A 19,709-nucleotide genomic window follows, 5' to 3' on the forward strand; every position below is an offset into this window, starting at 1 on the left:
AAGTTGAAATTTATTTTCTATCCCTTATCTCGCTCTCTTCTGCTGGTCGCCTCCCATCGAAGCGGGCTGCAAAGATAGAAAAGCTTTATTTCAAAACAAGAAGCTGTCAGATTTTTTTGAATTTTTCTGAGTTCTTATTTACCGCTTATCAATAAGACGGTGCAAAGCTAAACACTTTATTTCTTCACTCAAAGGCCAGAATCGAATTATTTCCCGACCTTTTTCTCGACCTCTTTCAAGTTAGAGACGCAAAGGTATGAGGATTATTTTTAGTTGAGCAATTACTTTCTCCTTTTATTTTCCTTTTGGAGGAAAGGTGAGAAATGAACTCAAAAAACGATAGCCAGCCTTTTGAAAACCCTTTTCAATCCGCGTTTCGAATTGGGAGTGCAAAAGTAGGAGGCTTAACTTGCTTTTGCAAGCGGATGCCTAAAAAACCGGTTTGCTTTCAAACAAGTATTCTCCTCCATACGGCATAGCCGAAACTCAGCACGCTGTTGACTAACTACTTGCGCTTACTATTTGGTTCACGGCAACTGTGTTTTTTCTACCGAATTATTTCGGGCGGAAAGGCGGCACTCGGGTTGTTGGGTTGCGAATGATTGCGGCTAGCCTCATATTGCTGGATAGCTTGCCCCAGATTAGCGAGAAACGGTAAGCCAATACTATTGTATTCGTAGACACCATCATTGATGACTCCGTCTTGGTTGACATAGAGCACGGCACTAAGCAAAAACTCGGTCTGCTGGCTGAGGTCAACGAAATAGGCTACGTCAGCAAGATAACCATGTGACATACCCACTATGTTATAGATGCGCATAGTGGAATCGGTGGGGGTTTGTGGAGAACGGCCGTAATAGAGGTACTTCTTGTAGGCATCGAAAAACTGCTTGGAATTGTAGGGGCTGTAGCTGGAACTATGGGGAGTATGGTGCAAATAATAGCGCAGGAAAGCGTAGTCATCGGGGGAGAGGTCGAACTGCTGGCTGGCAGGCGTGACTTCGGGAAAAAGCACAGCCTTTAGAATATCGGTGATGCTTTGGAGCGGCAAGTAGTTGGCAGTAGTGAAATCATAGGGACGGGGAATGATCCGACCACCCGCTTGGTAGGCGCGACCTTTGGTGATGCGGCCCAAAGGAGAAGTGAGAGCCACTGCATTGAAGGCGGCGGGCTGCTGGTAGACGAGTTGGCCGCTGGTATTAAGAAAGTCGATGGGATTGGTGTGGCGATTGGCGGTGGTGTCGCAGGGGGCGAAGCGCCGGGTGATGCGGCTACTGGGGTAGCCAAGCTGAGCTAACCGCTCGTTGAGTGGGCGCTGGCCAAGGAATTCGTAGAGCCGGTTGTACGCGCTATTGTCGCTAACCAATAGCATGCGCTTGATGTAGTTGCCAACCGTATTCACCCGGTCGGAATCGGCAGCAGGATTGTAAGGAGCGGCGGTTTGACATCGAAAAGCGGTGTGGGTGACCATTGGGCTACGCCGCGTGAGGCCGGGCAGGTGCAAACGGTTTAGCTTTTCGAGAGCCAGAGCGGCAACCGGTAGCTTTACTAAGCTGGCAGGATTGAAATATTGATGAGCATCGAGTTGGAAATCGTGCTGAATGAAATGCGGCTGATTACTGACGTCACGAGTAATCTGGGTGTAGATGATTTGCAACTCGTATTTGCGAGCTTGGCTCACTACCGGAGCAAGCCGCTTATCAGAGCGTAGCAGGCTGTCGAGCAACGGGCTGTTGGAGATGCGGACAGTTTGGGAAGGCTGACCAATGCTAACCAGTGGCAATAGTGCAGCGCTTAGTGACACAAGCAAAATGGCTATGAGGAGTTGGCGAAGCATGTTTGCAGTGAAAGGCAGAAAAGTGAATGTGCGCTATTTATATATAGTACACCATTAAACAGAACGAGCTGTGATAGTAAATCACAGCTCGTTCACGACAAATAATACGCCCGTATTGGTCTACAGTGGCTTTTGCCGGCGTGCTAGCAGCAGGTTTGAATCGTTTTGGCGCCAGTTGTAGCCGGTACCGAATGGTAGAGGGCGCGGCCGATGCACGGTATCGGTATAAGCGGCTGTCATGGCGGGCTGGTAATGGTTGGCGAATAGATTGATAGGGCGCTTGTACGTACCGTAATATGTCAACTGCCAATCAGCAGGGCGGAAATATTTGAGTGCAATGCCCGAATCGTCTTGCAGGATGTAGTTGCTACGCTCCAGAATTAGGTTGCGGACTTTGCTGAAATACGACTTATGCATCAGGTAAGTGGCCGACTTCACGTACGTGGTCAGTTCACCTAGGCTTTGCGCGTATTTGATAACTGCATCATTGGTGCTACCCATCTTCCAGTCGCTAATGTCGGCGGAGAAGTAATAGACCGTTTGCTCGGTTCCGGCTTGGCTGAGCATCTTGACCTCAACACCTGGTACTGTTTTGAAGCCTGGCTTACGGATTACGGTGCTGTCGGCATCAAGTAGCTGGCCTTCCTTATCAAGCTGCACGTAGCGGACGGCCTGCACTTGGTGGCCGGTGCGGGTGGCAAACAACAGAATCAGGGGGAGCGTGCCATCCAAGACAACTGCTTTAGTTGGCTTTACGGCCGTGGTATCAGGGGTAGTCTTCCCCTGAGACTTTCTGGCATTTCGGGCATTCAACTCAACGGCCATGTCGTTGGTGCGAAAGAAGCTGAAGTTGAGCACCGACCAGAGTGAAGCTTTGACGGCGGGAAACAGCTTAGGGTTTTCCAGTAAGCCAGCTTCCGGTATCGACCCAACGGGCTCCAGACCAAGCAGCACGTAGGTTTTGCTAGCGGGAAACATAGTTACCACATTCAGTAGATCGGGGCCGCTGAAGGGGTAGAAGATGGTAGGGCTGGCAACTCGCACCGAATCCAACTCGGTGGCGGCCCAGCTTTCTATCTTGGTGGTTCGGGTGGTATTATAGGTGGCCCAACTCTTATCAGCATCGGCGGCGAAGGCCTGCCAGGCAGGTTGAGTTGTGAGAGGTTGCAGCTTGCTTTGCTGGCTCACGGGCTGTCCGGCAAGGTAGGCAGCCACATCCTGCACGTAGGCGGTATCGGGGCGGACGGGCGCGGGCGGCGTAGTGGCAACGGTATCGATGGGTGCCGCCGGAGTAGCCGGTTGGGTTTGGGCGGTTTGCGGTTTTTTCTGCTCGGAACAGGCGGTGAGCAGGCTTAGAACGGTTGGCAGCATAAGTTGCCAAGCTGGAAAACGCATCGGGAGAGGAATTGATGAGAGGCGAAAGTTACTTGATACAAGTTGAGTGGCTTGGTGCTAGTACTGCTGCTAGCCTTGGGTATGGGTTACCGAAACCTAGTAAGGTTTTCGATTTACCTCACCCCCAACGCTTTACTCCGCCGACTGGCGGCGCAGACTCAGGAAGTACACCACCAAGCCAATACCTACTGTTAGTAAGCCATACAACGACTCAGTGGGCTTGTCGTGAACGATGAACCAGAGCGTCCAGCCGTTGAGCAGCAGAAACAACAGCGGTGTGATGGGGTAGCCCCAGGCGCGGTAGGGGCGCGGCAGATCAGGCTGGCGCACCCGCAATACAAACAAGCCTAGCACGGTCAGGAACGTGAACAAGCTCAACACAAAGCCTGCGTAAAGCAACACCTGCTCAAAAGTTGAGGTGATAATAAACAGCAGCGTAAGTGCCGTTTGAAACAGCATAGCCCGCACCGGAATGCCGGCACGGCTCCGCTTGGCCAGCACCGCCAAGGCCGGCAGGTCCTCCCCCATTACCTGCACCACGCGCGGACCGGCAAAAATCATGGAACTGATAGTGGATAAGAGCAAAGCGGCAATCATACCGCCCATCAGCCGCCCGCCCATCGAACCGAAAAGTTGAGTAGCGGCCACAAACGCAACTTCCACCTGACCGCGCAAGCTGGCTATAGGAGTTGAATACAGGAATACGAAATTCAGTGCTACATATAATAAGAGTACGGCAGCTGTGCCTATTAGCAGAATGCGGGGCAGGTTGCGCTGGGGCTCAGTTACTTCGCCCGTCAGGTATACTGCTGCATTCCAGCCGGAATACGCGTACGACACGTACACCAACGACACGGCAAAGGCTGGGCTTAGCATCTCCTGCCAGCTACTTGCTGTAGGACTAAATACAATAGGCTGCGGTGTAGCCATCAAGAGCCCAACACCGATGAAGGCTACCAGCACTGCCACCTTGAGCGTGGTAACTGCCACTTGCAGCCGACTACCGGCTTGCCGACTGGTAGCATGCACCGCAGTCAGGAGTAGCACCACGCCTATCGACAGCCACTCGGGCTGCAAAGGGGGCCATACGCTTTTGGCGTATTTGCCGAGGGCCATAGCCGCTAGTGCGGTGGGCGCCGCAAAGCCTACCGTAACTGAAACCCACCCCGACAAGAAACCGATGGCCGGATGATAGATGCGGGACAGAAAATGATATTCCCCGCCGGAACGGGGCATTGCCGCAGCCAGCTCGCCGTAGCTGAGGGCACCGCATAGCGCAATCAGGCCACCTACGGCCCATAGCATCAGCAGCGCGAAGCCACTTTGAATATCGAACAGCTGAAACCCTAAACTGGTGAAAACGCCCGTGCCCACCATATTGGCTACCACAATGGAGACGCCAGTGGTGAGGCCGATTTTGTAAGTAGCAGCAGACGGTTGGGCCATAGAAAGTGGATTGCGCGGTTAAATATGCGAAGTTGTGTTGACTGTCTCCGTTATATAGGGTACGAGCAGCACCTCCTCCGTCTGTAGCAGAAAAGCCGGACCCTACGTTTATCAACGCAGAGCCCGGCTTAAACAGACCAGTGGATTTCGTTCCTAACTAGAGGCGTTATGCTCCTTTCGGACGCTTATAAAGTGGCACCGTGCTGCACGGCTCGCCATACATGATGCTCGACGTAACGGGCAGCAGCTTCTGCATGATGGCCACGTAAGCGTAGGTAGGCACGGGCTTCTCGCCGCATCCTTTCACTACCAGTTTCGCGTCACGATACTCTTCGGCGTCTATGCTGGCAATGGCTTCATGAAACAACTCCTGCTCCAGTGCCTCTAAGTTGCCAAACACGTAGCGGTGCGCATGGCCTTGTAGCTTGCTAGCTAGCAGCATATAGGCCCAGGTGGGCACAATGGCATCGGCGGAGCAGATGATGGCCACGTTTTTACCGTCGTACTGAGCCCAATCGTGGGTTTTAATGAATTCGCGGAAGTCTTTTTCACGCAGCATAAGCCCATGAAAAAGGTTGTCCTTGATATCATATACCACCCGCTCGCCCGGATGAATGAACTCTTCCAGGTTGAGCGTGGTCAGGGCGCTGGTTGCAACGCGGTTGATGAGCGTGTCTTCCATAGTATGTGCTTTGTGCTTGCTTGGTGGTACCTCGTGCTTGGTTTGATTACTGGCTGCCTAAGCACGAAGCACTAATAACTAAGCACTATTTTTTCGGCGTGGTGGTGTACACTTCTTTCAAATAAAACGGCTCGTAGTAGGCTACGTCCCGGAACTCTTGGCGCCGATACGCTTCTACTGCCAACTCTCCTACCGCTACCGCCGACGGCTCGATGCCTGCCAGAAAGGTAGCGTTTGGGGTATCGGCCACGAGTGGTTGAAACTTCGCGGCGCCATTACCAAAGCATAACAACTGGTGGTGGGCTAATTGTTCGGCCAGCGGATCGGTATCGAGAAGCAACGGTGCGGGCGGCAGCACCTCCTCCCCGTTATGGGAGTACAAGGCCGCGTATACTTCCATGCGCCGCGCATCCAGCATGGGACAGAACAGCACCGCTTCGGGGCGGGCCGTAACGGCGGCCACTTGCCGAGCCAGCGCCTGTAACGTACTCACAGCTAGTAGCGGAATATCCAGCGCGAAGCACAGCCCCTTAGCCGCCGCCGCTCCAATCCGCAGCCCGGTGTAAGAACCCGGCCCATCGGAAACGGCCACGGCGGCCACGTCTTGCAAGCTATACTGGCTGTTTTCCAGCAGTTGGCTTACCAGCACGCTTAGATGCGAGGAGTGCGACTTTTCCAACCGCAGCTCTGATTGTCCAACCAACGTGCTATCATCCAGCCGGTGAAGGGCTACAGAACAAACAGGCGACGAAGTTTCGAGGGAGAGAACAAGGCTAGGCATAGGGCAAAGGTAACGCAAGCAGTATTGTAGGTTGTAAAACTTAAAAAGCAACCCTTGTGGGTTGCTTTTTAAGTTTATTGAATATGAGGAGTTACAAAATGCCTCCTTACTTCACCGTACCAGCTCCTTTGGTAGCGCTGGCTGCGCGGCCGTTGGGACGGAGTAGCGCGGCGTAGCGGTTGGGGTCGTTGAGCACGCTCATAGCCATCAGGATGTTGGGGTCGTCGTCGAAGGTGGCTTCAATCTGGCCTTTCTGGAAGTAGTAGCGCGACACAATCTCCTGCTCCAGCAAATCCTTAATTTCGGGCTTGAAGCGCACTAAGTCGTTGCTTTTGTTGGTGCTTACCTTGCGGCGCATAGCTTCCAACTCCACTTTCACGTCGTCGTAGTGCTTCTCGGCCTTCACCTTTTTGGTGAGGTCGTTAATGGCTTTTTCGGCGTCGGTGCTGTAGCTGATGTCTTTGCCCTTCAGGAAATCCTGGAATTTCTGGTAGTCGGCGTCGCTGAGCTTGAACTGCTTGGCCGGCGCAATGGTGGGGTGCTCGGCCCGGTAACGAGTAGCGAAGTCGAAGAGGTAGCTCTTTTGCAGCAGGACCCGGGTGATGTCAGCAATTTCGCGGTCCATCACTTCTACGTCGGGTGCTACGCCGCCGCCGTCGTACACGGTGCGACCGGCCTGGGTTTTGAAAGCCGTGCGCAACGAGTCGGGCACTTTGCCCAGCGTACCGTCATCGGCGCGGTGCGCGTAGTCGATTTCCTGGATGCACCGGCCGCTCGGAATGTAGTATTTGGCGGTGGTTACTTTCAACTGTGAGTTGTAGCTCAGCGGCCGGGTGGCCTGCACCAGTCCTTTCCCGAACGTCCGCTCCCCTACCACCACGGCCCGGTCGTAGTCCTGCAACACCCCCGACACGATTTCGGAAGCCGACGCCGAGCGGTTGCTGGTGATAATTACCACCGGAATCTGCGTATCAAACGGTACGTCGAGGGCTTTGTAAGTCTTGTTCCACTCCGTCACCTTGCCCTTGGTGCTTACAATGTCGAGGCCCTTATCTACAAATAGGTTGGAGATATTGACCGACTCGTTGAGCAAACCGCCGGGGTTGTCCCGAATGTCGAACACGATTTTCTTGGCGCCCTGTTCTTTCAGCTTGGTCAGGGCCATCCGCACTTCCTTGCCCGCATCCACGGTGAAGCCCGACAGCTGGAAATAGCCAATGTCATTGGAAAGCATACCGTAGTACGGCACGTTTTCCACTTGAATTTTGTCGCGGGTGATGTTGATTTCCACCGGCGCATCCTGCCCGTAGCGGGTCACCATCAGCTTCACCTGCGAGTTGGCCTGGCCTTTCAGCAGCTTGCTGATGTCGGAGTTGTTCTTCTTATCAACGTTCACGCCATTAATGGTCATGATTTCGTCGCCGGGCAGCAAACCCGCTTTCTGAGCCGGATAGCCTTCGTAAGCTGCCTGCACCACGGTTTTGCCACCGCGCTTCACTACTACGGCCCCAATGCCGCCGTACTGGCCGGTGGTCAGGGTGCGAAAGTCCTCAATGTCATCTTCGGGAATGTAGTTGGTGTACGGGTCCAGCGACTTAAGCATGGCGTCGATGCCCGTTTTCACCAGCTTGGCCGGTGGCACCTCATCCACATAATAGGTATTCACCTCCTTGAAAAGGGTGGCGAATATATCAAGGTTCTTGGCTATTTCGAAGTAACGCTCGTTGTCGGACGAGGTGGCTGCAACCGATACCAGCGCGGCTCCTCCCAGAAGCAAACCGGCCGCAATAGATCTTTTACGCATAAATGAGGGCTGGTGTACACCGCACCGCCACACGCCTCTTCCGCAGAAGAAACCTCAGGCGCTGAAGTGAAATGGTGCTACAACAACAGCGTGAGTTGCAGCTAGTTCAAGGACGCTTTTTTCGGTCCTTCGTTGCGGGCGCAACGTAAGGTTCGGTTAATAAACGCTCCAGCCCTGAAATTAATTTTTTTTCCACCAGCGCGAAAGGCTTTTTTTCTTTGCCGGTGTAGATAATAGCCAACTGCCCGATGGAGTGGCCGCCTGCCGCCTCGGTGAGGCGGTGCTTGTTGAGGCGGTAGGCTTCGCGCATGAGGCGCTTCAGCTCGTTGCGGTCTACGGCGCGCTTGAAGCTGCGCTTACTCACGCTCACCAGCACCTGCGGCGGCGCAGCAACGGAAGCGTCGGTGGGCAGCCAGACCAACCGCAAGGGGTATAAACCAAAAGAAGAACCCCGGCCGAAAAGCTCATCAATGAGCTTCTTGCGGCACAGGTGTTCTTCTTTCGGGAACGAATACGAACGAACCTTCTGCTCTGGCTTCTCCTCGGCAGAGGCAGAAACGCCAGACGGCAACAGGTTACTCACAGGCGCTTAGCGCTTGTGACGGCCTTCGTCGGATACAGTCAGGCGCTTGCGGCCTTTGGCACGACGGCGGGCAATTACGTTGCGGCCGTTGGCGGTTTCCATGCGGGAGCGGAAGCCATGCTTGTTGCGGCGTTTGCGCTGCGAAGGCTGGAAGGTACGTTTCATGGTATTGGTAGTGACTCAGTTACAAGTAAGGCCGGCAAAGGTACGCGGTTGAGTTGGAAAAGGCAAAGCCCGCGTCTACTTTTTTGCTGATTGATTTTCTGGCAACCGTAAGATTTTCCATCGGTTACAGTAGTCAGCGCTTGGGCTTTCTTCGTATCAAAGACCGGTTTTTATCCATGTTCTTCCCCTGGATAGCCGTAGCTTTACACCGGATTTTGTGCTTGCCCGCTTCGCGTTTCTATGATTCACTATTACGTCTCGTTTGAGAACCCGCTTACGTTCTATGTGCAACTGCAAATGACCTTTGAGGTGCCGAAAGATGCACCCGCAACGGTGGAATTGCAGTTGCCAGCCTGGCGGCCTGGGCGCTACGAGATTCAGAATTTCGCCCAGAAAATTCAGCGGGTGGAAGCCGCTGATGCTGCTTCGCAGGAAGTACTGGCCTTGCGCAAGCTAACCAAAGACCGGTGGGAAATAGCTGGCGTGGCGGGCCGTACGGTACAAGTGCACTATAACTTTTACGCCCACCAGATGGACGCTGGGGGCTCATGGCTGGATGAGAGCCAGCTGTACCTGAATCCGGTGCAGGGCTTTATGTACATCGAAGGGCGGCAGCAGGAGCCCTGCCAGGTGCAGCTGCAACTCCCCGACGGCTGGCAACTGGCTTGCGGCTTACCCCAGAGCGGCCCGAATACACTGCAAGCCCAAAGCTTCGACCATTTGGCCGATTCGCCGCTTATTGCCAGCCCAACGCTGCAATACCGCAACTATGAAGTGGATAGTCTCCCCTTCTACATCTGGATTCAGGGAGAGTGCCCCGTCGATTGGGCGCGGCTGGTAGCGGATTTCCGGGCTTTCAGCGCCGAGCAGCTGACCTTGTTCGGCTCGTTCCCGGCGCAGGATTACCACTTTCTGAACCAGATTCTGCCCTACAAGCACTACCACGGCGTTGAGCACCTGAACTCCACCGTTATTACGCTGGGCCCGGCCGAGCTGCTCATGACGGAGGGCTTATACAAGGAGCTGCTGGGTGTGAGCTGCCACGAGTTGTTTCACGCCTGGAACATCAAGAGCATCCGGCCCGTCGAAATGCAGCCGTACGACTACTCCAAGGAAAACTATTTCCGTACCTGCTTCATTGCGGAAGGTATTACCACCTATTACGGTGAGTACCTGCTGGCCCGCGCCGGGGTGCGCACGGCGGCGCAGTATTTCGCGGAGTTGAATACGGTGCTGCGCAAGCACTACGACGACTACGGCCGCTTCAATTTGTCGTTGGCCGATGCCAGCATGGATTTGTGGCTGGATGGCTACAAAGCCGGCGTGCCCGACCGGAAAGTGTCAGTGTATCACAAAGGCGCGCTGGCTGCTTTACTACTCGACCTCACGCTACGGCGCCTCTCCAACCACGCCCGCAGCCTCGATGAGGTAATGCGGCGGCTATGGGAGGAATTCGGGCAGACCGGCACCGGCTACACCGAGCAAGACTACATGCGGATTGTCACGGAAGTGGCCGGGCGCGACATGCAGGCGTATTTCGACAAGTTCATCTACGGCACGGCACCACTGGAAGAACCGCTAGACAAGGCGCTCAGCTTTGTGGGCTGCACACTCCGGATGCAGGAAAATGCCTCTCCTTCCGAAGGACTATTCGGCTTCCGCACCATAGTGAAGAATGAGCGAACCGAAGTAACTGATATTCTGCCCGACTCGCCGGCCGCCGCCTGCCTCACCGTAGACGACGAACTGTTGGCTGTAAATGGCCGCCGGGTGCAAATGAATTTGCATAGCCTGTTGGCTAGTGGTGCCGACCAATACGAAATCAGTGTATTTCGGCAAAACCGTCTGCTTACAGTGCCGTTACAGGCGCAGGTAGGGCAGCATTTCTGGCCGAAGATTACCATTGAAAAGCTGCCGGTGGCCACTCCCGAGCAGCAAGCCAGCTTCCGGAGTTGGTTGAAACAGGAGTTCTAGGCACAGACAGCGTTTGGATTTTCACTTACTCCCATGTTCCGGCTTCGTGCGGTGATAGTAGTGCTGCCGTTGGCGATACTCCTATTAGGTTGTTCTTTCCGAGGCCCCTCCGAGCGGGCCCAACCCGGTGTGCCTACTACCGTGCCCATCGTTCGGCTGCCGCGCCCTCAACCACCACGCATCTACCGTCTTGGCCACCTCGATACATTAGTGCAACTGCCCGGCCGGGTATTGCCCATTCATCAGGCTTCACGCGGGGTATATCAAAAGCTTCCCCAGACCCTATCTATCACGCTGAACCCGACCACGGCGGAAGAAGAGGAAGCTTTTGACTTTGAAGCGGAGGAGCGGCTACGATTGCGCAAAGCAGGCCCGTTGGTGCAACGCACCAAGCATACCTTGTGGCTCCGGCCATCTAAAACTAAACCGGTTGGCCTCGTCAGCAACCCTACTGAAGACGAAGCACGCAACATTGCCTATGAGTACGTGGCTACTATTCCGGCCATCCGGCAATGGCTGGTAGCCGTACGGCTGTATGAAGGAGGCTATTACCTGCTGATAGACCACCGTACGGGCCGCCGAACCCGCATCTGGAGCCCACCCGCCGTAGCCCCCGACGGGCGCCACTTTGTGTGCGGCAACTCTGATGTGCTGGCCCGTTATGAACCCAGCGGCTTACAGCTTTGGGCGGCGGATGAGAGTGGTTTGCGGCTGCTCTGGGAACGGCAAACCGAGTGGGGCTGTACGCAGCCTCGTTGGCTTGATAACCGTACCATCCTTTTTGAGCAAGACTTCTTCGACAATGGCGACGTAGATACCCGCGTGGTGCGCCTGACGGTGGTACCATAAGGTCAAAAACAAAACGTCCCGCCAAATAGCGGGACGCTTTGCTACGCTAGGTGCCGTAGACACAATTAATCAGCATTCTTGCCGGGGCCTTTGCCGCCACCATCTACCGACATCGGCTTGTTGCCTTGTGGGTTGTTGCGGATGGGCGGAATGTTGTTGCTACCCGATGAGTTGCCATCGGTGGTATTGCCGTGGGCCGACACGTCGGTGGTGTTGGGGCTTTGCACCTGCGTGCTTTTCTTTTTGGTATTAGCGGCCGGGTTGACGGACGTTTTATCGTTGGTCAGGTCGGTTTGTTTCTTGCTCATGCTCATGGCCGTAGGGGGTTACGGGTGGATGGATAGAATAGTAGTTCTACCTAACTCTGGCTTGTAGGGTTGCGTGAAATTGCGGCCACAAAAAGCCCTGACCAGTTTGTGGCCAGGGCTTGCGTTGATTTTATTAAGGCGGTGTTCTACGCGTTTATGCGTTCTGAACAGCCGTAGCCGGCACCACAGCCACCAAATCGGCAAACTGCTGCTCACGGGCTTCAATTTCTTCCTGCGTTAGGTTCAACAGGCGCTCCGTGCCGAATTTCTCAACGCAGAACGAGGCCATGGCCGAACCGTGCACCACGGCCCGCTTCATGTTCTCGAAGCTGATGTCGTCGGTGGCGGCGAGGTAGCCGATGAAGCCACCCGCAAACGTGTCGCCGGCGCCGGTTGGGTCGAATACCTCTTCCAAAGGCAGTGCGGGCGCAAAAAACACTTTGTTTTTGCAGAACAGCAGCGCGCCATGCTCACCCTTCTTGATGATGAGCGTTTTGGGACCCATGGCCATGATGATTTTGGCGGCCTTCACCAACGAGTGCTGCCCCGAAAGCTGCCGGGCTTCTTCGTCGTTGATGCTGAGCACATCCACCATTTCGATGGTCGTTTTCAGCTCGTCCAGGGCCACGTCCATCCAGAAGTTCATCGTGTCCATCACAATCAGCTTGGGCCGATTCACGAGGCGCTGAATCACGAGGCGCTGCACCTGCGGGGCCAGATTGCCCAGCATCAGGTATTTGCAGTCTTGGTAGCTGTCGGGGATGATGGGGTCGAAATCGGCCAGTACGTTCAGTTCGGTTACCAGCGTCTCGCGCGAGTTCAGGTCGTTGGAATATTTGCCCGACCAGAAGAACGACTTTTCGCCCTGCTTGATTTGTAGCCCTTCTGTATCGGCGCCATGCTCTTCAAGCAGCAAGATGTCGGATTGCGGAAAATCGTCGCCGACAACGGCCACCAGTTTCACCGGCTTCACCGAGTAGCTGGCCGAGAGGGAAATATAGGTGGCGGCACCGCCAATGATTTTATCGGTTTTACCGAACGGCGTTTCCAACGCATCAAAGGCTACGGAGCCAATTACAACCAAACTCATAGTTAAGCAGGGGAAAAGTGAGTCAAACTGTTAGATTTTTTCTTGCAACGCCACAAATATCCAAATCCTTCCGCACTGCCGCATTTTTTGTTGCCGCGGCACCCCACCTAAGCCGTTAAGATACTGACAGCTAGCCAATGGCTGAAAAAGAAAAAGCCTCAGACCGGAAGGCTGAGGCTTTGAAGAGAGGGTAAATAATGGGGCTCGAACCCACGACCTTCGGAATCACAATCCGACGCTCTAACCAGCTGAGCTATATCTACCATGTGGTGTGTTGCGGCTACAAAAGTAGCGGACGACAACGAATTTGCAAGCTTTCAGCGCTTTTTTTTGTTGCACGCACAGCCTTACTGCCGCTGCTGAAGCGGAGCTATTTATGGTTTCCGGACCGCTGCCGGCCCAAGGTTGCGTACCTTTGCGCCCCGTAACCCCCTCTTACTCATGTCCGATACGCCGCAACCGGCTTCTTTTGCCGACTTTAAGCTGAACAAGCAACTTCTTACCGCAGTAGCCGAAGCGGGCTTCACGGAGCCAACGCCCGTGCAGGTCCAAACCATTCCGTTGCTACTAGCGGGCCACGACGTGCTGGGCATTGCCCAGACCGGCACTGGCAAAACCGCCGCCTTTGGGTTGCCGCTGCTCATGAAAGTGAAATATGCCCAAGGTACTAACCCGCGGGCTTTGATTATGGCGCCCACCCGGGAGCTGGCCATGCAGATTGAAACGCACCTCAAGCGCCTCGCTACTTATACTGATTTGCGCATTTTCGCCATTTACGGCGGCCTGGGGCCAAAAACCCAGATTGAAACTATTGCCAAAGGCGTGGATATTCTGATTGCCACGCCGGGCCGCCTGCTGGAACTATACCTGCGCGGCGACTTGGTGCTAAAAGAGTTGAAAACCCTGGTTCTCGACGAGGCCGACAAGATGATGGATATGGGCTTCATGCCCCAGATCCGAAAGATTCTGGAGGTTATTCCGAATAAGCGCCAGAACGCCCTGTTCTCGGCGACGATGGCCGACAAGGTCACGACGCTGAGCGAGGAATTCCTGGAGTTTCCGATGCGGGTGGAAGTCACGCCTTCCGCTACATCGGCCCAGAATGTGGTGCAGAGCCTGTACGAAGTGCCCAACCTGGTTACCAAGATCAACCTGCTCGGCTATCTGCTCCGCGACCAGGCTACCTTCAACCGGGTGATGATTTTCACGCGCAGTAAGGTGCATGCCGAAAATGTGGCGCACTTTCTGGGCCGCCGGATTGCGGGCGAAGTGCGGGCCATTCACGGCAACAAGGGCCAGAACTCGCGCATCAATGCCATGGAAGCCTTTAAGGCGGGCGAAGTGCGGTTTCTGGTAGCTACTGACGTGGCCGCGCGCGGCATCGACGTGCCCGAGGTGAGCCACGTTATCAACTTCGATGTGCCGCTGATTTACGACGACTACGTGCACCGCATTGGCCGCACGGGCCGGGCGCAGCACACGGGCGCGGCCATCACCTTCGCCAATGAGGCCGAAATGCACCACATTGCTCAAATCGAGGAGCTCATCAAGCAGCCGATTCCGCTGATGCCCTTTCCGGCGGAGGTGGAAGTGGCGGAAACGCCCTTTGAGGAGCAGCAGAGCATGAACCGCGAGCAGGACGAACGCCGCCGCCGCGAAGACCCGAACTTCAAGGGCGCTTTCCACGAGCGGAAAGAGTACGTGAAGCCTGGCGTGACGATTGACAAGCGCACCGGCCGCACCTACGTGGAAGGCCCCAACCGCAGCCAGAAAGGCAACAAGGCCCGCCCTTCAAAAGGCAGCGCCTCCAAGCCCGCCGTAAAAGCGGTGAAAGCCGCCATTGCCCGCTCGAAAGGCCGCCGCAAATAGGAACGCGGATTTTGCAGATTAATCGGATTAGTCGGATTTCGGTGACGATTAACTCTTCCTAAAAACAAAACAGGCTTGCCAAATGGCAAGCCTGTTTTGTTGAATACTGGTTTAGTCGAATCGTCACCGAAATCCGACCAATCCGACTAATCTGCAAAATCCGCGCTCAGTGATGAAAGATGGCCAAGTGGCTGAAGCGGATGGCCAGCATAGTGAAGGCAGCGCCCCATAGCGCGGCGCTCCACAGCATGTGCACCAGAATGCGCCAACGTGGCACGTGCAATTGCGTGGCAATGACGGTGCCGCCAATGGGGCTGAACAGGATGGGCGTTAGGAAAGCAATGCCGCCCATGCCGAAGCGCCGAAAAACACCCACAATGCGGCGGCTTTTGCGGCTGAACAGCGGCTTGCCCTTCTCTTCGCGGCGGCGGCGCAGGTGCAGGGCCCACATCTTACCCACTCCCGATACCAACACTACCGTCGTCATCATGCCCGCCACCGACAGCCCCCAAATCAGCCCGAAAGGCAAGCCGGCCGCAATTCCTGCCACTGGGGCGGCTACAAACTTGACCATGCCCAGCAGAAAAACCGATGCGTATTTGAAGATATGAGCTAGCACGAGACAGAAGAAAGCAACAAGTAACGGAGAGGTACTACCGAGTTGAACCCGAAGTTACAAAGAAGCCAAGCTCCAAATAGGTTTCAAATGAAAAAGTAACGGCAAAATGATATATCTCCTTGCGCCGACCCTTTGCGCCTTACAGCTTGCTACCGTACGACAGGTCGCCGGCGTCGCCGAGGCCGGGCACGATGTAGGCTTGGTCGTTGAGCTTTTCGTCGATGGCGGCCACCCAGAGCGTAGCTTCCGGAATTTCGCGGGTGACGTGCGCGACACCTTCGGGTGAGGCAATAACGGCCGCAATGTGTACCTGCCGGGGCGTGCCGAAGCGCAGCATGGCCCGGTAGGTTTGTACCAATGACTTGCCGGAAGCCAGCATGGGGTCGGCCAAAATCAATACCCGCTCATCGAGCCGCGGCGCCGACAGGTAATCGACTTGCACCTGCACCTGAGCGGTGCCCTCAATGCGGTAAGCAGCCACGAAGGCACTCGGCGACTGGTCGAAATAGTTGAGGAAGCCTTGGTGAAATGGCAAGCCGGCGCGCAGCACAGTGGCCAGAATGGGGAAGTCGTGGAGCTGCTTGCTGCTGCACTCGCCCAGCGGCGTTTTCACGGTCTGGTCGGTGTAGCTCAGCTCGGAGCTGATGCGGTAGGCAATGATTTCGCCGAGGCGCTGGAGGTTACGGCGGAAACGCAGCGAGTCGCGCTGGATTTCCACGTCGCGCAGCTCGGCCAGGAAATGGTTGGCTACGGATGGTTCGGCGCACACCACGTGTACGCGGGCATCGGGCTCGATAGTAGAGAGGTCGGGAGTAATAGGGCTTAGCGGAGCCATTGCAGATACCAGGGACGTTGGGTGAAGGAAAGGGCCGCATACGGAACGGGCGCGGCCCCGAAGTTGGCAAAAAAACGAGCAATTGACGGTATCATGCCGCCTTCAAAATCGAGAACCAGGCCGGGCGTGCCGGCGTGCTGCTGAATGGCCGCATCGAGCAATAGCAACGGCGCGCTGGCTTTTTTACCGGCTTCGGAGGCAGCGGCAAACAAATACACCAAGCGGGTACGAAACAGCACGAACAGTGCACCGGCCAGTAATTCGCCGGTTTCGGGGTGACGCACTTCGAGTAGCGTAACTTGCTTGTGCTGCTGCCCGGCGGCTATCAACTGGCGGAGCTGCGCGTAGTGGGTGCGGCCCAAACCAGCGGCAGGGCCCTTCGTTTGCTGAAAAAGCGTCAGGAGCGGCTCGGCGTTTGACGTTGCTGTAACGGCTAGTGGCTGCGCGGCCTCGGCGTTGACACGCAGGCGGCGGCGGTAGTCAGCGGCGTAGCCCGCGTGCAGCGTAGTGTAGCTCGGGGTCAGCGGCAGATGGTACGTAATGCGCCGCTCGTAGGTCAGAATTTCATCGTAGCTATTTGCCAGCCGCTGAGGTAAGCCATTGGAATCATTTAGTTGCGTATACAGCTTACCGTACGATTCGGCCAGCTTGCCAATGGGGCTCATTACATTCAGCCAGTATGGAAATACACTGCCAGGCTGCGCAACACCAATTGCTCCTAATTGCTGCGTGAAAGGCGGCTGGTACACCTCGCGGCCCCAGGGCCGGCGCTTCACAGGCAACGGCAGCACCGCCAGATACTCGCCCTTCATTCCAATTTCCACTACGGCATCCCAGCGGCCGGCCGTGGCTTGCAGCCACCAGCTTTGCGCGTACGGCACCACTTGTTCGGCCTGGTTTACGCAGGTATCCCAGGCAGATAGGTCGAGTTCGGAATAACGGAGCAAACGGCGCGGCACGTGGCAAAGGTAGACGGCCCAGCGGCTTCTGGTGCTAACCTGACACAGGCAAACCGGCCAGTCACATGCGAAACAATGTCACTCGTGCGTTCCGGCGGTGGAGTGTTGCCGCAAGTGCGTAGGTTTGTTGAACTGTGCGTCTTTTCGCAGGCCGCAGTTCTGCTTTTATGAAAAAATGTCTTCTCTTTTTAGCTTTTAATGCGCTGCTAGGCAGCCAGGTGGCTGGGCAAAGCATGTCGTTGCAATTCAATGACCCTGTACCGCCTCCGCCGCCTGTGCCCGAAGCCGACATTCCGACGGCATCTAACACCGTACCGCTTGATGTAGATGTGTACCGCCTCATCGACCGATATGCCATCCAGTACGGCACCGATTCGTTGGGCAGCCTGCATACTTCCGTGCGGCCGTATACCCGCGCCGCAGTGGCCCGCATGGCCGAGCGGATGCTGGCCGACAGTGCCAACCTCTCGCAGCAGGACCGGTTCAACGCCGAATATCTACTGCGCGACAACTGGAATTTCTCTTCGCAAGCCGCCCGCTACAACCAGAGCCGCCGGCCGCTGTTCAAGCACTTCTACCAGCGCCAATCAGACCTATACAGCGTTTCTATTCCGGATTTTACGCTGCGCGTGAACCCCGTACTGGGCCTTTCGGCGGGCAAGGATTCGGAAACCGACGGGCTGCGCTACGTGAATACGCGGGGTGTGCAGGTGGAAGGCACTATTGATGAGCGGCTGGGCTTCTACACTTTCTTGGCCGACAACCAGCAGGGCGTGCCGTTGTACGTGCAGCAGCGCATCCGGCGCGACCGAATAGTGCCGCATGAGGGGTATTGGAAGGACTTCAAGACTATCGGCGGCAATCAGTACGACTTCTTCACGGCCCGCGGCTACGTTACGTACGCGGCTACCAAGCACATCAGCGCCCAACTTGGCCACGACCGAAACGTCATTGGTAATGGTTACCGCTCGTTGATTCTGTCGGATTACAGCGCGCCCTATTTCTTTCTGAAGCTGAATACCCGCATCTGGAAATTCAATTACCAGAACCTGTTTACGGAGATGATTGCCGACCGCAGCTACGATGCTAACGGTAGCCCAATAGATACCATCTACCGCAAGAAGTACATGGCGCTGCATCACCTCAGCTTCGATGTGACTTCCAATTTCAACGTGGGCGTATTCGAAAGCACCATTCTGGGCGGGCGCAATTTCCGGCGCGACAACACCGGCAAGATTATTCCAGGCAGCCAGCGGCGGGGGTTTGAGCTGGAATATCTGAATCCAATTATTTTCTATAGAGCGGTAGAACAGCACATTGGCTCGGCCGATAACACCGTGCTAGGCCTGGATTTTAAATGGAATATCAAGAACACCGGCCAGCTCTACGGTCAGTTGATGCTTGATGAATTCAAGCTGAGCGAGGTGCGGGCCCGCAACGGCTGGTGGGCCAACAAGCAAGCCTTTCAGCTGGGTGGGAAGTACGTGAATGTGGCCGGTATCCGCACGCTGGATGTACAGGTGGAGTTCAACTACATCCGCCCGTTTACCTACCAGCACGCCGACAGCTACACCAACTACCAGCACTACCAGCAGCCGCTGGCTCACCCGATGGGCGCCAACTTGTACGAGGTGCTAGGCATCCTGAGCTATCAGCCGCTACCACGCCTGCAGTTGGTTGGCAAGGCGTTCTACACCAAGCAGGGCCTAGACCGCACCAACCCCAACGGCTCCATCGTCAACTACGGCGGCAACCCATTGATTTCCTACGATACGCGGGTGCAGGAATTCGGCAACACCATCGGCCAGGGCAACCAGACGCGCTTGGTGCACACCGATTTCACGGCTACCTATCAGCCGCGCCACAATGTGTGGCTGGACGCCAAACTCATTGTGCGTCGCCAGTCGTTCACTGATGCCGCCACTCAAAACACGGTGTTTCCGCAAGTGGCCTTACGCTGGAATATTGCTCAGCGTTTGCATGAGTTTTGATGCGCTGATTATTGCTAAATAGATGGGCTGATACTCACTTTTAGTTCTTCATCCATCAACCACCAGCACATCACCTCATCAATAATCAGCGTATCAAAACCATGCGCCACGACCCGGAAGCTATGCTGCTGTACCGCCCCGTAAACCAGCAGGAATTGGATTTGATTGCCGCTTCGGGGTGGCGGGAGTTTCCGCCGCGCCTGCCGGAACAGCCAATTTTCTACCCCGTGCTCAATGAGCAGTACGCTGCCCAGATTGCCCGCGACTGGAACGTGCCGTACTATGGTGTGGGCTACGTGCTGCGCTTTGCGGTGGAGGCCGACTACGCCGCCACGTTTGAGGTACAGAACGTGGGCAACCAGGAGCACGAAGAGCTATGGGTACCCGCCGAGGAGCTGGCCGATTTCAACCGCCACATTTTAGGGCAAATTGAAGTGGTATCCGTCTTCAAAGCTGAATAACGCTCGTTGTCATTCCGACGCAGGAGGAAGCTCGGTTAATACAGTGATTGAACTACGCCAG

General features: G+C 55.5%; 18 protein-coding genes and 1 tRNA gene. 5 read left to right on the forward strand and 14 right to left on the reverse strand.

Annotated features, from left to right (window positions below; translation table 11 throughout):
• Positions 1-547 precede the first annotated feature (547 nt).
• The 8 genes from J0X19_RS17715 to rpmH form a co-directional block, all read right to left on the reverse strand.
• Positions 548-1,804: a serine hydrolase gene (locus J0X19_RS17715; protein WP_206985763.1), complete on the reverse strand. Its 1,257-nt coding sequence runs from the start codon at positions 1,802-1,804 to the stop codon at positions 548-550.
• Positions 1,805-1,957: 153 nt separating this feature from the next.
• Positions 1,958-3,208 carry a hypothetical protein gene (locus J0X19_RS17720; protein ID WP_206985764.1) on the reverse strand — a complete coding sequence of 417 codons (1,251 nt, stop codon included), beginning with the start codon at positions 3,206-3,208 and terminating at the stop codon, positions 1,958-1,960.
• 156 nt (positions 3,209-3,364) lie between these two features.
• On the reverse strand, positions 3,365-4,678 hold the full coding sequence (locus J0X19_RS17725) for an APC family permease (RefSeq protein WP_206985765.1): 1,314 nt from the start codon (positions 4,676-4,678) through the stop codon (positions 3,365-3,367).
• Between the two features lie 166 nt (positions 4,679-4,844).
• The gene (locus J0X19_RS17730; RefSeq protein ID WP_206985766.1) at positions 4,845-5,360 is read right to left on the reverse strand and encodes a DUF2480 family protein; all 516 of its coding nucleotides are present in this window, start codon (positions 5,358-5,360) and stop codon (positions 4,845-4,847) included.
• An 85-nt stretch (positions 5,361-5,445) separates the two neighbouring features.
• Complete coding sequence (gene tsaB / locus J0X19_RS17735) at positions 5,446-6,141, reverse strand: tRNA (adenosine(37)-N6)-threonylcarbamoyltransferase complex dimerization subunit type 1 TsaB (protein WP_206985767.1); 696 nt, start codon at positions 6,139-6,141, stop codon at positions 5,446-5,448.
• A gap of 106 nt (positions 6,142-6,247) precedes the next feature.
• On the reverse strand, positions 6,248-7,945 hold the full coding sequence (locus J0X19_RS17740; protein WP_206985768.1) for a S41 family peptidase: 1,698 nt from the start codon (positions 7,943-7,945) through the stop codon (positions 6,248-6,250).
• A gap of 106 nt (positions 7,946-8,051) precedes the next feature.
• On the reverse strand, positions 8,052-8,528 hold the full coding sequence (locus J0X19_RS17745) for a ribonuclease P protein component (protein ID WP_317194790.1): 477 nt from the start codon (positions 8,526-8,528) through the stop codon (positions 8,052-8,054).
• A gap of 6 nt (positions 8,529-8,534) precedes the next feature.
• Positions 8,535-8,693, reverse strand: a complete 159-nt coding sequence (rpmH, locus tag J0X19_RS17750; protein ID WP_019948384.1) for a 50S ribosomal protein L34 — start codon at positions 8,691-8,693, stop codon at positions 8,535-8,537.
• 240 nt (positions 8,694-8,933) lie between these two features.
• On the opposite strand from rpmH, the gene J0X19_RS17755 reads away from it, so the two are divergent.
• Positions 8,934-10,667 (forward strand): M61 family metallopeptidase, encoded by a 1,734-nt coding sequence (locus J0X19_RS17755; RefSeq protein ID WP_206985769.1) that lies wholly within the window; start codon positions 8,934-8,936, stop codon positions 10,665-10,667.
• Between the two features lie 33 nt (positions 10,668-10,700).
• Positions 10,701-11,516, forward strand: coding sequence for a hypothetical protein (locus J0X19_RS17760; protein ID WP_206985770.1), 816 nt, complete (start codon positions 10,701-10,703; stop codon positions 11,514-11,516).
• Positions 11,517-11,581: 65 nt separating this feature from the next.
• Here J0X19_RS17760 and J0X19_RS17765 read toward each other — a convergent pair whose 3' ends face one another.
• From J0X19_RS17765 to J0X19_RS17775, 3 genes are all read right to left on the reverse strand, one after another.
• A complete protein-coding gene (locus tag J0X19_RS17765) occupies positions 11,582-11,824 on the reverse strand; it encodes a hypothetical protein (protein WP_157530812.1) in 243 nt (80 codons plus the stop codon).
• A 154-nt stretch (positions 11,825-11,978) separates the two neighbouring features.
• Positions 11,979-12,914 (reverse strand): PfkB family carbohydrate kinase, encoded by a 936-nt coding sequence (locus J0X19_RS17770; protein WP_022825498.1) that lies wholly within the window; start codon positions 12,912-12,914, stop codon positions 11,979-11,981.
• Between the two features lie 189 nt (positions 12,915-13,103).
• A tRNA-His gene (locus J0X19_RS17775) sits at positions 13,104-13,177 on the reverse strand.
• Positions 13,178-13,355: 178 nt separating this feature from the next.
• Between J0X19_RS17775 and J0X19_RS17780 the strand changes: the two genes are divergently transcribed.
• The gene (locus tag J0X19_RS17780; RefSeq protein ID WP_206985771.1) at positions 13,356-14,783 is read left to right on the forward strand and encodes a DEAD/DEAH box helicase; all 1,428 of its coding nucleotides are present in this window, start codon (positions 13,356-13,358) and stop codon (positions 14,781-14,783) included.
• Between the two features lie 166 nt (positions 14,784-14,949).
• Here the strand turns inward: J0X19_RS17780 and J0X19_RS17785 are convergent, their stop codons facing one another.
• The 3 genes from J0X19_RS17785 to J0X19_RS17795 form a co-directional block, all read right to left on the reverse strand.
• Positions 14,950-15,402 (reverse strand): hypothetical protein, encoded by a 453-nt coding sequence (locus J0X19_RS17785; protein WP_206985772.1) that lies wholly within the window; start codon positions 15,400-15,402, stop codon positions 14,950-14,952.
• Positions 15,403-15,541: 139 nt separating this feature from the next.
• Positions 15,542-16,237 carry a uracil phosphoribosyltransferase gene (upp, locus tag J0X19_RS17790; RefSeq protein ID WP_206985773.1) on the reverse strand — a complete coding sequence of 232 codons (696 nt, stop codon included), beginning with the start codon at positions 16,235-16,237 and terminating at the stop codon, positions 15,542-15,544.
• Positions 16,225-17,184, reverse strand: a complete 960-nt coding sequence (locus tag J0X19_RS17795; RefSeq protein ID WP_206985774.1) for a GNAT family N-acetyltransferase — start codon at positions 17,182-17,184, stop codon at positions 16,225-16,227. Before J0X19_RS17795 ends, upp begins: the two co-directional genes overlap by 13 nt.
• Positions 17,185-17,363: 179 nt before the next feature.
• Here J0X19_RS17795 and J0X19_RS17800 point away from each other — a divergent pair, with 179 nt between their 5' ends.
• A complete protein-coding gene (locus J0X19_RS17800; protein ID WP_206985775.1) occupies positions 17,364-19,187 on the forward strand; it encodes a hypothetical protein in 1,824 nt (607 codons plus the stop codon).
• A 101-nt stretch (positions 19,188-19,288) separates the two neighbouring features.
• Positions 19,289-19,648 (forward strand): hypothetical protein, encoded by a 360-nt coding sequence (locus tag J0X19_RS17805; RefSeq protein ID WP_242582911.1) that lies wholly within the window; start codon positions 19,289-19,291, stop codon positions 19,646-19,648.
• The last annotated feature ends 61 nt before the right edge of the window (positions 19,649-19,709 follow it).

It is taken from the genome of Hymenobacter telluris, assembly GCF_017313265.1.
In the GTDB taxonomy this organism is placed as follows: Bacteria; Bacteroidota; Bacteroidia; order Cytophagales; family Hymenobacteraceae; genus Hymenobacter; species Hymenobacter telluris.